The organism is Kribbella sp. NBC_00662, from assembly GCF_041430295.1.
GTDB lineage: Bacteria > Actinomycetota > Actinomycetes > Propionibacteriales > Kribbellaceae > Kribbella.
Genome location: NZ_CP109029.1, coordinates 3,102,852 through 3,115,978 on the forward strand (window position 1 = coordinate 3,102,852; position 13,127 = coordinate 3,115,978).

At 68.1% G+C, this 13,127-nt stretch carries 17 protein-coding genes and 1 riboswitch; of the genes, 13 read left to right on the forward strand and 4 right to left on the reverse strand.

What is annotated here, in order from left to right:
* The first annotated feature begins 18 nt into the window (after positions 1-18).
* The 9 genes from OHA10_RS15715 (at position 19) to OHA10_RS15755 (ending at position 6,524) form a co-directional block, all read left to right on the forward strand.
* Positions 19-978, forward strand: coding sequence for a DMT family transporter (locus OHA10_RS15715; protein ID WP_371406947.1), 960 nt, complete (start codon positions 19-21; stop codon positions 976-978).
* Positions 971-1,384 carry a MarR family winged helix-turn-helix transcriptional regulator gene (locus OHA10_RS15720; RefSeq protein ID WP_371406948.1) on the forward strand — a complete coding sequence of 138 codons (414 nt, stop codon included), beginning with the start codon at positions 971-973 and terminating at the stop codon, positions 1,382-1,384. The genes OHA10_RS15715 and OHA10_RS15720 overlap by 8 nt, the downstream gene beginning before the upstream one ends.
* A 1-nt stretch (position 1,385) precedes the next feature.
* The gene (locus OHA10_RS15725; protein WP_371406949.1) at positions 1,386-2,645 is read left to right on the forward strand and encodes a glycoside hydrolase family 3 N-terminal domain-containing protein; all 1,260 of its coding nucleotides are present in this window, start codon (positions 1,386-1,388) and stop codon (positions 2,643-2,645) included.
* On the forward strand, positions 2,642-2,974 hold the full coding sequence (locus OHA10_RS15730) for a YidH family protein (protein ID WP_371406950.1): 333 nt from the start codon (positions 2,642-2,644) through the stop codon (positions 2,972-2,974). The genes OHA10_RS15725 and OHA10_RS15730 overlap by 4 nt, the downstream gene beginning before the upstream one ends.
* The gene (locus OHA10_RS15735; protein WP_371406951.1) at positions 2,971-3,279 is read left to right on the forward strand and encodes a DUF202 domain-containing protein; all 309 of its coding nucleotides are present in this window, start codon (positions 2,971-2,973) and stop codon (positions 3,277-3,279) included. Before OHA10_RS15730 ends, OHA10_RS15735 begins: the two co-directional genes overlap by 4 nt.
* A 140-nt stretch (positions 3,280-3,419) precedes the next feature.
* A complete protein-coding gene (locus OHA10_RS15740; RefSeq protein ID WP_371406952.1) occupies positions 3,420-4,052 on the forward strand; it encodes a DUF47 domain-containing protein in 633 nt (210 codons plus the stop codon).
* A gap of 2 nt (positions 4,053-4,054) precedes the next feature.
* Positions 4,055-5,053 (forward strand): anion permease, encoded by a 999-nt coding sequence (locus OHA10_RS15745; RefSeq protein WP_371406953.1) that lies wholly within the window; start codon positions 4,055-4,057, stop codon positions 5,051-5,053.
* Positions 5,054-5,140: 87 nt separating this feature from the next.
* Complete coding sequence (locus tag OHA10_RS15750) at positions 5,141-6,277, forward strand: anion permease (protein WP_371406954.1); 1,137 nt, start codon at positions 5,141-5,143, stop codon at positions 6,275-6,277.
* A 13-nt stretch (positions 6,278-6,290) separates the two neighbouring features.
* Entirely contained in the window at positions 6,291-6,524 is a 234-nt protein-coding gene (locus tag OHA10_RS15755) for a hypothetical protein (protein WP_371406955.1), read from the forward strand.
* Between the two features lie 60 nt (positions 6,525-6,584).
* Here the strand turns inward: OHA10_RS15755 and OHA10_RS15760 are convergent, their stop codons facing one another.
* Both OHA10_RS15760 and OHA10_RS15765 read right to left on the reverse strand, forming a co-directional pair.
* The gene (locus OHA10_RS15760) at positions 6,585-7,139 is read right to left on the reverse strand and encodes a hypothetical protein (protein WP_371406956.1); all 555 of its coding nucleotides are present in this window, start codon (positions 7,137-7,139) and stop codon (positions 6,585-6,587) included.
* A 137-nt stretch (positions 7,140-7,276) separates the two neighbouring features.
* Positions 7,277-8,023 carry a lysophospholipid acyltransferase family protein gene (locus tag OHA10_RS15765; protein ID WP_371406957.1) on the reverse strand — a complete coding sequence of 249 codons (747 nt, stop codon included), beginning with the start codon at positions 8,021-8,023 and terminating at the stop codon, positions 7,277-7,279.
* A gap of 205 nt (positions 8,024-8,228) precedes the next feature.
* Positions 8,229-8,351: riboswitch (TPP riboswitch) on the forward strand.
* Here OHA10_RS15765 and thiC point away from each other — a divergent pair.
* From thiC to OHA10_RS15780, 3 genes are all read left to right on the forward strand, one after another.
* Entirely contained in the window at positions 8,343-9,965 is a 1,623-nt protein-coding gene (gene thiC, locus OHA10_RS15770; RefSeq protein ID WP_371406958.1) for a phosphomethylpyrimidine synthase ThiC, read from the forward strand. Its footprint overlaps the riboswitch before it by 9 nt.
* A 137-nt stretch (positions 9,966-10,102) precedes the next feature.
* The gene (locus OHA10_RS15775) at positions 10,103-10,702 is read left to right on the forward strand and encodes a transposase (RefSeq protein ID WP_371406960.1); all 600 of its coding nucleotides are present in this window, start codon (positions 10,103-10,105) and stop codon (positions 10,700-10,702) included.
* Entirely contained in the window at positions 10,699-11,253 is a 555-nt protein-coding gene (locus OHA10_RS15780) for a hypothetical protein (protein WP_371406961.1), read from the forward strand. Before OHA10_RS15775 ends, OHA10_RS15780 begins: the two co-directional genes overlap by 4 nt.
* 2 nt (positions 11,254-11,255) lie before the next feature.
* Here OHA10_RS15780 and OHA10_RS15785 read toward each other — a convergent pair whose 3' ends face one another.
* Together OHA10_RS15785 and OHA10_RS15790 are read right to left on the reverse strand one after the other, a co-directional pair.
* Complete coding sequence (locus OHA10_RS15785) at positions 11,256-11,801, reverse strand: RDD family protein (RefSeq protein WP_371406962.1); 546 nt, start codon at positions 11,799-11,801, stop codon at positions 11,256-11,258.
* A gap of 6 nt (positions 11,802-11,807) precedes the next feature.
* Complete coding sequence (locus OHA10_RS15790; RefSeq protein ID WP_371406963.1) at positions 11,808-12,599, reverse strand: RDD family protein; 792 nt, start codon at positions 12,597-12,599, stop codon at positions 11,808-11,810.
* A gap of 81 nt (positions 12,600-12,680) precedes the next feature.
* On the opposite strand from OHA10_RS15790, the gene OHA10_RS15795 reads away from it, so the two are divergent.
* Entirely contained in the window at positions 12,681-13,121 is a 441-nt protein-coding gene (locus OHA10_RS15795; protein ID WP_242000622.1) for a DUF2752 domain-containing protein, read from the forward strand.
* The last annotated feature ends 6 nt before the right edge of the window (positions 13,122-13,127 follow it).

Sequence of the window (13,127 nt, forward strand, 5' to 3'; positions counted from 1 at the left end):
GTGGTTACTGTCGCTTCCATGACCACATCCAAGGCGCTCAGCCTGTCGGCCGGAGCCGGGTTCGTCGTGTTCTGGAGCTGCGGCTTCATCGGCGCCCGGTGGGGTACGCAGTACACGAACGCCTTCGATCTGCTCGCCTGGCGGTTCCTGGTCGCGGGTGCGATCGCCGTCGCGATCCTGGCGATCCGGCGGCCGCGGATCTCCCGCCGGGATCTCACGACGCAGGTGTCGATGGCCTTCCTGACCCAGTTCGTCTATCTCGGTCTGATCTTCACCGGTATCGACCACGGGATCACGGCCGGGGTCACCGCGCTGATCGGCTCGCTGCAGCCGCTGCTCATCGCGACCGTTGCCGGTCCGCTGCTGGACGAACGCGTCAGCCGACGCCAGTGGCTCGGGTTGGTCCTGGGCCTCGCCGGTGTGGGCCTGGTTGTCGCCGACGACCTCGGGGCCGGTCATGGGTCGCCGCTGCTGTTCCTGCTTCCGATCGGTGGCCTCCTCGGACTGGTGGCTGGCACGTGTCTGGAACGCTCTCGCAAGCCGAGTACGAGATCGCTGGATGCGCTAGCCGTGCAGAGCCTCACGTCAGCTGTCCTCTTCACCGCCTTGGCCACTTCGACCCACCGGATGACTGTGCCGGACCAGCCCGGCTTCTATGGCGCAGTGCTTTGGCTGGTGCTACTCGCGACCGGTGGCGGCTGGGGTCTGTATCTGGTCAACCTCAAGCTCTCCGGCGCAACCCGCATCAGCTCACTGCTCTACCTGGTTCCGCCGACCACGATGGTGTTCGCGTTTCTGCTCTTCCACGAGACGATCGGCGCGCTCGCCGTCGCAGGCATGCTGGTGTGTGCGCTCGCCGTACTGCTGATCCGGATCCGTGAACAAGTACGCTGCGGGGATGGCGGAGACCCGGTGGCTGGACCAGCGAGAAGCACAGGCCTGGCGCGCGTACATCGCGGCGCAACGAGTAGTGAGTAGCCGCATCGAGCAACAGTTGCAGCGCGACGCCGGAATCCCGCACACGTACTACGAGATCCTGGTGCGGCTGTCCGAGGCGCCGAGCAATCGGCTGCGGATGAGTGAACTCGCGGTGGCGACCCAAGGCTCCCGTAGCCGGCTTTCGCACGCGGTCAACCGGCTCGAGCAGAACGGCTGGGTCAAGCGCGAGGGCATCGAGTCCGACCGCCGCGGCCAGGTCGCGATCCTCACCGAGCTCGGCCGGCAGAAGCTGATCGACACGGCCCCCGGCCACGTGGAGGAGGTGCGCAAGTCGATCTTCGACGCCCTCACCGAGGAGCAGGTCGAGCATCTGTACGACGTGTGCGCGACGCTGGCCCGGCACTCCGGAGACACCGTCGACCGCGCCGCCTGGGAGCGAAACTGAGATGAGGCGACCGGTCGCGCTGATCGCGCTGACTGCTCTCGTGGTCGCCGGCTGCGGCGACAGCAACTCCCCACCGACCGCCGGCCCGAGCACCGTGCCGTCCTCCTCGATGCCGACCGAGCCGACCGATCAGCCCACCGATCAGCCCACCGATCAGCCCACCGAGCCCAGCAGCCCGGCGACCGAGACGCCACCACCCCAGACGCCGACGGACCCGCCGGCCGGGGGCTGCATCGACCAGAAGCTCCAGGACCTCACGCTGCGCGAACAGGCCGCCCAGCTGATCATGACCGGTATCAACGCCAGCGGGATGACGTCGGCCCAGAAGGCCGTCGTACAGCAGGGGTCCGGCAGCGTCTTCCTGATGGGCAGCAGCGGCAGCCTCTCTCACACTCGCTCCGCGATGAGTGCCGTGAACACTGCGGCCACGGTGAAGGGCATCCGCCCGCTCATCGCGGCGGACCAAGAAGGCGGCCAGATCCAGCGCCTCAAGGGCGTCGGTTTCGACCGCATTCCCGCAGCAACGGTCCAAGGCACCTGGTCGAGCTCCAAGCTCACGGCACAAGCACGGGTGTGGGGCAGCCAGCTCAAGCAGGCCGGCGTCAACGTCGACCTCGCGCCGGTGGCTGACGTCGTACCGAGCTCACTGAAGTCCCAGAACTCCCCGATCGGCCAGCTGAACCGTGAGTACGGCGACACGCCGGCGGACGCGAGCCGCGGAGTACAGGCGTTCGTGCAGGGCATGCGCAAGGCCGGAGTGGCGACGTCGGTCAAGCACTTCCCGGGACTCGGGCGGGTGCGCGGCAACACCGACTTCTCGTCGGGTGTGGTCGACAACGTCACGGTTCGCGGTGATGCCGACCTGCAGCCGTTCGCCGCCGGGATCAAGGCCGGTGCGGCGATGGTGATGATCTCGACCGTCACGTACACCAAGATCGACCCGAAGAACCGCGCGATCTTCTCGCCGACCGTCATCCAGGGCATGGTCCGCGGCGATCTGGGCTGGCAGGGCGTGGTGATCACCGACGACGTCGGCGCGGCCGCCGAGGTCGCCTCGGTCCCGGCCGGCGCCCGCGCGACCCGGTTCGTCGCGGCCGGCGGCGACATCGTCATCAACGCCAAGGCAGGGCTGACCACGACGATGGTGGACGCGCTGGTCGCCAAGGCCCAGGACGACAAGTCGTTCGCGGCGAAGCTGACGAGTAGCGTGCGGCGTGTGCTGACCCTGAAACAGGACCACGGCCTGGTGAGCTGCGGATGACCGAGGAGGAGCCCGATTACCGGTTCACGCTGGCGAACGAGCGCACCTACCTCGCCTACCTGCGGACGTCGCTCGCCTGCTACGCCGGCGGATTGTCCGCGGTCCAGTTCCTCGATCTCGGCCCGGACCGCTGGCCGGCCCGGATCATCGGCGTGATTCTGGTCTGCGCAGGCATCGTCACCACGGCCGGAGCCTTCCGCCGCTGGCAGCAGAACCTGGTCGCGATCCGGCGCGGCGGCGCGCTCCCGGTGACCCGGCTGCCGTTGATGCTCGGGGCAACGATCGCGGTCGTCGGGCTGATCGGCCTGCTGTTCTCACTGTGGCGATGACCACACCGGATCCCGGCCGGCAGCCCGAGCGGACACTGCTCGCCTGGCGTCGTACGGCGCTCGGCCTGATCGCCAACGGCATCCTGCTGCTTGCCTCCGGCCATGGTTCGTCGGATGTCCGCACCGGGCTCGGAATCGTCGTACTGGTGCTGTCCCTGGGCTGCTGGACCGCGGTCAGCGCGGTCTATCGGCGGACCAGCGGCGGCGCGGTCCATGCCCTCGGCCACGAGAACGTGCTCCGGGTCGCGGCCGGTCTGGTGCTGGTCGTCGGGCTCTTCGACCTGTACGCCGTGATAACACACTGAAACCGATCGGTTACCGACTGTGCAACGCTCAATCGCCCAGTTCATCACAACGCGATACGTTGCCCCGGGCGGATGCCACGTCAGACGGATGTTCCCCCTAGCATGTTCACGGTTTGTCCCTCGTTCACCCGGAGCTTGAAGTGCCGTTACGTCTGCGTCCGAACGACCCGACGTTCTACGACCTTTTCACCGAGTCCGCCAACCACCTCGTGGACGGCTCCCGGATCCTCGCGGAGTTGCTCGGCAGTACCGCCGGGACCGGACTGTCCGCGAGTCACCAGATCGCCGCGCAGATGAAGGACGCGGAACACGCGGCCGACGAGACCACCCACTCGATCATCCGCCGGGTCAACTCGACCTTCGTCACCCCGTTCGACCGCGAGGACATCTACCGGCTGGCCTCCGATCTCGACGACGTGATGGATTTCATGGAGGAAGCGGTCGACACCGTCCACCTCTTCAACCTGGAGAAGCTGCCGGAGGAGATCGCCGAGCAGATCGAAGTACTCCAGCGGATGGCGCAGCTGACCGCCGAGACCATGCCCCGGCTACGGACCATGAAGGACCTGGCCGAGTACTGGATCGAGATCAACCGGCTGGAGAACACCGGTGACGCGGTGCACCGCCGGCTGATCGCCAAGCTGTTCAGCGGCGAGTACGACGCCCTGACAGTGATGAAGCTCAAGACCGTGGTCGACCTGCTGGAGGCCGCGATCGACGCGTTCGAGCACGTCGCCAACACGGTCGAGCAGATCGCCGTCAAGGAGAGCTGAGCGTGGAGCTCGCGCTCGTCATCGCCGTCGTCGTCATCGCGCTGGCCTTCGACTACACCAACGGCTTCCACGACGCCGCCAACGCGATCGCGACCTCGGTGTCCACCCGGGCACTCACCCCGCGGGTGGCGCTGGCGATGGCCGCGGCGTGCAACTTCCTCGGCGCGCTGGCCGGCACCGAGGTCGCCGAGACGGTCGGCAAGGGCATCATCAACACGCCGTCCGGGACACACGGCCTGGTTGTCGTGATCGCGGCGCTGGTCGGCGCCATCACCTGGAACCTGATCACCTGGTACTTCGGCCTGCCGAGCTCCTCCACCCATGCGCTGATCGGCGGGCTGGTCGGCGCCGGCCTGGCCTCGGCCAGCACCGTGCTGTGGTCCGGCATCATCGACAAGGTCGTCATCCCGATGGTGCTGTCACCCGCGGTCGGCTTCCTCGGCGCCTTCCTGCTGATGGTGGCCATCCTCTGGCTGTTCCGGCGCAGCAACCCCGGCAAGACGACGCGCGGCTTCCGGATGGCGCAGTCGCTGTCGGCCGCCGCGATGGCGCTCGGCCACGGGCTGCAGGACGCGCAGAAGACGATGGGCGTGATCTTCCTGGCACTCGTCACCACCGGGCACGCCCAGCAGAGCGACGGCATCCCGCTGTGGGTGAAGATCTCGGCCGCGACCGCGATCTCGCTCGGCACGTACTCCGGCGGCTGGCGGATCATGCGGACGCTGGGCCGCCGGATCATCCACCTCGACCCGGCCCGTGGATTCGCCTCCGAGGCGGTGTCGGCGGCGGTCCTCTACGTGATGGCGATCGGCCTGCACGCGCCGGTCTCCACCACCCACACGATCACCTCCGCGGTGATGGGCGCCGGCGCCACCAAGCGGCTGTCCGCGGTCCGCTGGGGCGTGGCCAAGGGCATCGTCACCGCCTGGGTCCTGACGATCCCGGCCGCCGGAATCGTCGCGGCCGCCGTTTACGGACTGGCCCATCTGATCTTGGAGTAAATTCCCCGGATCCATTCATTTCAAATTCACTCACCCGGCCTACGGTCGATCGACGCTGCTGATCGTCCGCCTAGGGAAGTGATCGGGATGGATCTGTCGTTCCTCGTCGTCGTGGTGATCATCACCGCGTTGGTGTTCGACTTCACCAACGGGTTCCACGACACAGCCAATGCGATGGCGACGTCGATCGCCACCGGCGCGCTGAAACCGAAGGTCGCGGTGGCGGTGTCCGCCGTACTGAACCTCGTCGGTGCGTTCATCTCCACCGAGGTCGCCAAGACGATCTCGAGCGGGATCGTCGACGACACCAAAGTGACCGTGCCGGTGATCTTCGGTGGCCTCGTCGGCGCCGTGCTGTGGAACCTGATGACCTGGTACGTCGGTCTGCCGAGCTCGTCGTCGCACGCGCTGTTCGGCGGCCTGATCGGCGCCACCTGGATCGCCTCCGGGAGCGACGCCGTGCACTTCACCACCGTCGTGCAGAAGATCATCATCCCGGCCGTCGCCGCACCGATCGTGGCCGGCGTCGTCGCGCTGCTCGGCACGTTCCTGGCCTACAAGATCACCCAGCGGGCGCAGAAGAAGACCGTCAACGACGGGTTCCGGTTCGGCCAGATCGCGTCCGCGTCGCTGGTCTCGCTCGCCCACGGCACCGGTGACGCGCAGAAGACGATGGGTGTGATCACGCTGGTGCTGATCACCTCGGGCAGCCTGGCCGCGGGCTCGAAGCCGCCGGTCTGGGTCATCCTGGCCGCCGGTCTGGCGATCGCCGCCGGCACCTACCTGGGCGGCTGGCGGATCATCCGGACGATGGGCAAGGGCCTGACCGAGATCGAGTCGCCGCAGGGCTTCTCCGCCGAGACCAGCTCGACCGCGGTCCTGCTGGCCTCGTCCCACCTGGGCTTCCCGCTGTCGACCACGCAGGTCTGCTCGGGCAGCATCCTCGGCGCCGGCCTCGGCAAGCGGCTGGCCGAGGTGCGCTGGACCGTGGCCGGCCGGATGGCCGTCGCCTGGGTGCTGACACTGCCGGCCGCCGCGATCGTCGGCGCGCTGGCCGGCCGGGTGGCCGACTCCGGCAACATCGGTGTGGTCATCATCGCGATCCTCGCGGTCGTGGCCGGTGGCGCCATCTACGCGGCCTCCCGGCGCAAGCCGGTGACGTCGGAGAACGTGAACGACTACCCGAGCTCCGCCCCGGCCGCCACCCCGGCCGCGGCGGCCTGAGAGGAGTACGGCGATGCACATCGACTGGGGTTCACTCGGTCAGGTCGCACTGGTCAGCCTGATCTTCGGCGTCGGCCTGGCAGTCCTGTTCGCGCTCGGGGTCACCGCGATGGCGCGCCGCGCGGTCGCGATCGACGAGAAGCGGCAGCCGTCCGTCGCGGACACCGGCGTCGCGGCGCTCTGCTTCGCGGCCTGCCTGGCCGCGGTGCTCTACGGGCTGTACCTGATCATCCCGCAGTTCCACTGAGTCTCTCGAGTCTCTGAGAGGTACGACGGGCGGTCTGGCGGCTGCCCGTCGTACGCCTTCTCAGCTCGTGCCGCTCAGGTGGTACCGCTCAGCGGTTCCAGCGGCGGACCGACTTGGCCACGTCCTTGGCCCGGATCGAGCCGAGGTTGTACTCCCACGCGGCCAGCAGCCGGTCGCCCAGCACCTCCGCGTCGAGGTACGTCCGCGGCCGTACGGCGACCGCCCAGGTCGCCGTACGGCGGCGTGGCCCTGCTGATGCAGCAGGTGGTCCACCGTCGCCTCGATGCGGCCGATCTGCTCGTCACGCAGGCCGTCACACGCCCACTCCTGCAGGATCTGCGGGTCGTCGGCCGTCATCCGGGCCAGATAGGTCAGCGGGCCGCGCCAGAAGCCCCTGCTGCCGATGGTGTCCAGCGTCTCGAGCGGGAACCAGCCGTTCTGGTTGCGGCGGCCGTTCACCGCGGACTCGATCTCACGGGCGCGCTCCGGGTTCAACCCGCGGGTCGCCCAGTCGACGAAGAACGCACCGGCGTCCGGGATGTGCTCGGCCACGTGCGGCGCCGGAGTCATCGCCCCCGGGTCGAACAGATGCAGCTCTTCCGGTGAATCGAACAAAACCCTTCCCCGCCCGCTCGTGTCCGCGGGCCACCGAAACCGGCCCGCCGCACAGGGAACCCCCCAGGTTCCTGCTCTCTCAACGAAAGCCTTCGTACCCTCGTTCTACCCCGAGGGTCAAGGTCCTGTCCGCCGTCTTAACGACGTTTGGCGGCTCGGCGGGCGAGCTCCTCCTGGTCCAGTCGCTCCGCCTCGGCCGGGGTCGGCGCGCTGCCGCCGTACGCCGCAGGCAACCACCAGGCTCCGGCGGGCTGCTCCGGGTAGGAGCGGATGGTCTCGTCGAGCATCCCGGTCATCGTGGATCGCAGCTGTGCGGTCGCCTCGCGGGCGTCCTCGTCCCGCCTCACCGTGATCGGTGCGCCGACGGTGATCGAGATCGGGCGGTGCCGGGAGAAGTCCCGCGGGTGGTCCTTGGTGAACATCCGCTGCGTGCCCCACAGGATCATCGGGATCACCGGTACGCCGGCTTCGGCCGCCATCCGGACCGCGCCGGACTTGAACTCCTTGAGCTCGAACGAACGACTGATCGTCGCCTCCGGGAACACGCCGACCACCTCGCCCGCGGCCAGGTACTCCAACGCCTTCTGGTACGACGCCGAGCCCGCGTCGCGGTCGACCGGGATGTGGTGCATCCCGCGCATCAACGGACCGGAGTACCGGTTGCGGAACAGCACCTCCTTGGCCATGAAGCGGACCAGCCGCTTGCTCGGCAGAGCGCCGTACCCGCCGAGGATGAAGTCGACGTAGCTGATGTGGTTGAGGGCGATCAGCGCGCCGCCGGTCCGCGGCACGTTCTCCGCACCGGTGATGTGGAGCTTCAGATCCAGGACCTTGAACGAGGTCCGCGCGAAGGCGATGACGGGCGGGTACACAAGGTCTCGCATCCCTGAACGCTACAGCCTTCGTTCAGGGCATGGCTGATGGTTCCCCGCCTACTGCGCGGCACTCGGCACGGCACCTCGCCGCACGGGGGCAAAGGCCACGATGCTCCGCATCGAGACCTTCGCCCCCGCACGCCGATGCACCGCACCGAGCACCTGCTCGCAACGGCGCGGAACCATCAGCCATGCCCTAGGGTGGTCGGTGACAACTTGAGATCGCGGGAGCTCGCACCGTAGTGGGCTGAGAGGGCGGCTGGGTTCTGATCCCGGCGCCGCCGACCGCCGAACCTGTCCGGGTAATTCCGGCGTAGGGAGCACCAGCATGGTGAATGTCAGCACGATCCGTCCGGCCGTCACCACGGGCCCGATCTCCGGATCGGAGAAGATCTATCGCGGGGAGCTCGGCGTACCGGCCCGTCGCGTGCATCTGACCGACGGCGAGCACTTCGACCTGTACGACACGTCCGGTCCGTACACCGACGCGTCGGCGCTGATCGACGTACAGGCAGGTCTGCCCGCGTTGCGGCGGGACTGGATCGCGGGGCGTTCGGGACTGACCCAGCTCGGGCATGCGCGAGCTGGGACGGTCACCGAGGAGATGAGGTACGTCGCAGTGCGGGAGGGCGTCGATCCGGAGTTCGTCCGTACCGAGGTGGCGCGGGGGCGGGCGGTGATACCGGCGAACCGGCGGCATCCGGAGAGCGAGCCGATGATCATCGGCAAGAAGTTCCTGGTGAAGGTCAACGCGAACATCGGCAACTCCGCCGTCACCAGCTCGGTCGAGGAAGAGGTCGAGAAGCTCGTCTGGGCGACCCGGTGGGGCGCGGACACGGTGATGGATCTGTCCACCGGGAAGAACATCCACGAGACGCGGGAGTGGATCCTGCGCAATTCGCCGGTGCCGATCGGGACGGTGCCGCTGTACCAGGCGCTCGAGAAGGTGAACGGCGATCCGGCCGCGCTGTCGTGGGAGGTGTACCGCGACACGGTGATCGAGCAGTGCGAGCAGGGCGTGGACTACATGACCGTGCACGCCGGCGTACTGCTGCGATACGTGCCGCTGACCGCGCGGCGGATCACTGGGATCGTGTCGCGGGGTGGGTCGATCATGGCGGCGTGGTGTCTCGCGCATCACCAGGAATCGTTCCTGTACACGCATTTCGCCGAGTTGTGCGCCATCCTGCGGGAGTACGACGTGACGTTCTCGCTGGGCGACGGGTTGCGGCCGGGGTGCATCGCGGACGCGAACGACGAGGCGCAGTTCGCGGAGCTGCGGACACTGGGTGAGCTGACCCGGATCGCCTGGGAGCACGACGTCCAGGTGATGATCGAGGGTCCTGGGCATGTGCCGATGCACAAGATCGCCGAGAACGTGCGGCTCGAGGAGGAGCTCTGCGGCGAGGCGCCGTTCTACACATTGGGGCCGTTGGCAACTGATGTGGCGCCGGCGTACGACCACATCACGTCGGCGATCGGCGCGGCACAGATCGGCTGGCTGGGTACGGCGATGCTGTGCTACGTCACGCCGAAGGAACATCTCGGGCTGCCGGATCGCGATGATGTGAAGACGGGTGTGATCACGTACAAGATCGCTGCCCACGCGGCGGATCTGGCCAAGGGGCACCCGGGTGCGCAGGCCTGGGACGACACGTTGTCCAAGGCAAGGTTCGAGTTCCGCTGGGAGGACCAGTTCAACCTGTCACTGGACCCCGACACGGCCCGCTCTTTCCACGACGAGACCCTCCCGGCCGAGCCCGCGAAGACCGCCCACTTCTGCTCGATGTGCGGCCCGAAGTTCTGCTCGATGCGCATCACCGCCGATATCCGCGCATACGCCGAAGAACACGGCCTCACCTCCACCGAGGCGATCGAGGCAGGTCTCACCGAGATGTCCGAGACCTTCCGCTCCCACGACGCCAAGCTGTACCTGCCGATCGTCGACTGAGAGACCCTGCCGGTCCGGGGTACGCCGTACTCCGGACCGGATACGGGGAGTAATCGGCTGAAGCGATTCAGGTTTTGTCCTTCACTCTACGTGAATAAGACTGTAGCCTTAAGCCGTTCAGAAGGAGGTGCAGGGCGATGGTCTTCGTTCTCACGGTAGATCAGCGTGGCAGCCGAAGCACGAGCGATCTCGTACCCGAGCTGCTGAACTCCCTGAACCGCCGCCCGCGCCGGTCCGGACTGCTGCGGAGGTTCGAGCGGACGGCCGGCGACGAGGTGCAGGGTGTGTTCTCCGAGGCCCGGCCGACCGTCGACGTGATCGTCGAGCTGCTCCGCGCCGACTCCTGGTACGTCGGACTGGGAGTCGGCGAGGTCACCCAGCCACTGCCTCGCAGTACGAGAGCGGGCAGCGGAGAGGCGTTCGTCTTCGCCCGCGAGGCGGTGACGCGGGCCAAGTCGAGCCCCCACCATGTGAACGTGGTCGGCGCGGACTCGCGGGTCGCGGAGCAGGTGGAGACGGTGCTGTGGCTGATGGCGTCGGTACTGCGGCGCCGGAGCGAGCGTGGCTGGGCAGTGGCGGACCTGTTGGCCGAAGGACTCACCAGGCGGGAGATCGGCGTGAAACTCGGCATCAGCCAGTCGGCGGTGACACAACGTGCGCAGGCGGCGGGATTCGCCGAGGAGCAGCGCGGACGGGTGCTGGCGGCGGAGTTGCTCGGTGCTGGAGTCGCTGCGTGACGGCGCTGGTCCTGTCGTTGACGGCCGCCGGGCTGATCCTCGCGGTGCTCGCGTGGGTGCCCAAAGCCGGTTCCAATGTCGAGATCGCGATCAGCGGCGTCATGCTCGCCTGTCTCGCCGCAGTCGGCGTTCTGCTGCTCTCAGGACACGGAGTGGCCGGCTGGGCCGAGCGCTGGTGGAACGTGCTGCTCCTGCTTGCGGGAGGGCTAGCAGTCACAGGCGGCGGTCCACTGACAACCTCCGTGCTGGCCCTGGTCGACCGGAACAACACGAGAGCCCAGTCGACCCAGAAGGCCGGTGAGGTACTGCGTGGCGGCGCGCTGATCGGAGCCCTCGAGCGGACCGCGATCTACGCGTCGCTGGTAGCCGGCTGGCCGGAAGGCATCGCCGTAGTACTGGCCATCAAGGGCCTTGCGCGATACCCAGAGCTCCGCAGCCCCGACCAGCCGGCATCTGTAACTCCGCAGGCCGTCGCCGAACGGTTCATCATCGGCACCTTCACCAGCGTCCTGTGGGCAGTGACCTGCGCCGGACTGCTGCGTTCACACTGACATCAGCTCTTCACCACGATGTCGCCGACGACCTTGTCGTGCCACGTCTGGTGTTTGTCGTCCCACAGCGGCCAGAGGACGTTGAGGATGCAGAGCTGGTTGAAGATCTGGGCGCAGACCTCGCGTCCGAGGTTCTTGCCCATGCCGATCAGCTGACCGGTGTGCGCGTCCACGATCCGCAGCCCGGTCACCTTCTTGCCGAACGACTGGCCGGTGCGGCCCTGCTGGACGATGCGGTTCCACACCCAGACGCCGAACGCGACCAGGAACCCGCTGATCATCGCGATCCCGCCGCCGGGGCCGAGATCCTCCTGGTCGCCGTCGATGACCAGTGCGGCGAGCACGCCGGCGATCGACGGGATGGCCATGATCAGTGCGTCGACCAGTGAGGCGCCGACCCGGATCGGCCAGTCCGCCAGCCGGCCCGGTGGCGCGTACCCGTACCCGCCGCCCGGAAAGCCTTGCCCGTAAGGGTTGTAGCCCTGTACCGGATACTGACCAGGCGGCGGATGCTGACCGTCGTACGGCCCTGAGGGAGGGGTGCTCACGGCAGGTCAGAGCTTGATGACGTAGGTGTTGTTGATCTTGTCGGCGAACGTCTGCCGCTTCTCGTCCCACAGCGGCCACAGGTAGCCGATGTAGCAGGCCAGGCCGTCGAGGATGTGCGTGAGCTGGCGCAGGAACGTCTTGCCCGCGCCGATCGGCTGGCCGGTGTCGGCGCCGACGAGCTTCAGGCCGAGCACCTGCTTGCCGACGGTCTGACCGGTGCTGCCCTGGCGGATCAGGATGTTCCAGATCGCCAGACCGATGCCCGCCAGGTAGAAGATGAGGCCGATGATCGCCAGCGCCGAGTTGTTGCTGTTGCCTGCGATCGCGGAGCCGATACCGGACGGCACACCGATGATCAGGGCGTCGACGAACCAGGCGCCGACCCGGTTCGGCCAGGCGGCCAGGTTGCTGGGGATCCCGCCGCCGAAGCCCGGCTGGCCGTACTGCCCGTAGCCCGGCTGCCCGTACGGCTGGCCGTACTGGCCCGGCTGCTGCCCGTACTGCCCAGGCTGCTGGGGATAACCGGGCTGCTGGCCGTACTGCCCCGGCTGTTGCCCGTACCCGGGCTGCTGGCCGTATCCCGGCTGCTGCTGGCCGCCATAGCCGGGCTGCTGCCCGCCGTAGCCAGGCTGCTGCCCGTACTGACCGGGCTGGCCGTACTGACCCGGCTGGCCGGGCTGGCCGTACTGACCCGGCTGGCCGGGCTGGCCGTACTGACCCGGTTGCTGGGGGTCCTGCGGGCCGTAACCCGGCGGTGGCGTCGGAGTGCTCACGACGATCCCTTCTACTGAAGACATGTGAGGAGTGAGTTGCAGGCTACGGGTCCGACGGCTCAGACCGGCCGACGGATCCCACCGGTTGAGAGTTACCGTTGTGGGGTGAGCGTCTCGCAGAGCGTCGTACTCCGGCCCGCCGGTCCGGTCCAGCCGTTGGACCGCCGGGTGTGGGGCCTGTCCGCGGTCGGTGTCGGCGGGTTCGCGCTGGCAGGGCTGTACCAACTGTCCGGCGACCGGATCGGCGTACCGTGCATCCTGCACGCCACCACCGGCCTGAACTGCCCGCTCTGCGGCTCGACCCGGATGGCGGCCGCCTTGCTCCGCGGCGATCTGGACGCCGCCTGGCACTTCAACCCCGTGATCCTGGTGCTCGGCCCGCTCGTCGGCGTTGCCGTCGGCTACCAAGTGCTTGCCTGGAGCCTCGAATCGCTCCGGCTGGTGCGGCTGCCCAGGCTGTCGATGAGCCCGCGGGTCGCGGACTGGCTGATCAAGGGCGTCATCGCCCTGCTGGTCGTGTACGGCGTCGCCCGCAACCTGAACTGACCCGTC

Excerpts from the sequence above, each read along its gene's own strand:
- OHA10_RS15715 (WP_371406947.1), top strand. The coding sequence starts at position 19 with ATGACCACATCCAAGGCGCTCAGCCTGTCGGCCGGAGCCGGGTTCGTC.
- OHA10_RS15725 (WP_371406949.1), top strand. The coding sequence starts at position 1,386 with ATGAGGCGACCGGTCGCGCTGATCGCGCTGACTGCTCTCGTGGTCGCC.
- OHA10_RS15730 (WP_371406950.1), top strand. The coding sequence starts at position 2,642 with ATGACCGAGGAGGAGCCCGATTACCGGTTCACGCTGGCGAACGAGCGC.
- OHA10_RS15735 (WP_371406951.1), top strand. The coding sequence starts at position 2,971 with ATGACCACACCGGATCCCGGCCGGCAGCCCGAGCGGACACTGCTCGCC.
- OHA10_RS15750 (WP_371406954.1), top strand. The coding sequence starts at position 5,141 with ATGGATCTGTCGTTCCTCGTCGTCGTGGTGATCATCACCGCGTTGGTG.
- OHA10_RS15755 (WP_371406955.1), top strand. The coding sequence starts at position 6,291 with ATGCACATCGACTGGGGTTCACTCGGTCAGGTCGCACTGGTCAGCCTG.
- OHA10_RS15765 (WP_371406957.1), bottom strand. The coding sequence starts at position 8,023 with ATGCGAGACCTTGTGTACCCGCCCGTCATCGCCTTCGCGCGGACCTCG.
- thiC (WP_371406958.1), top strand. The coding sequence starts at position 8,343 with ATGGTGAATGTCAGCACGATCCGTCCGGCCGTCACCACGGGCCCGATC.
- OHA10_RS15775 (WP_371406960.1), top strand. The coding sequence starts at position 10,103 with ATGGTCTTCGTTCTCACGGTAGATCAGCGTGGCAGCCGAAGCACGAGC.
- OHA10_RS15790 (WP_371406963.1), bottom strand. The coding sequence starts at position 12,599 with ATGTCTTCAGTAGAAGGGATCGTCGTGAGCACTCCGACGCCACCGCCG.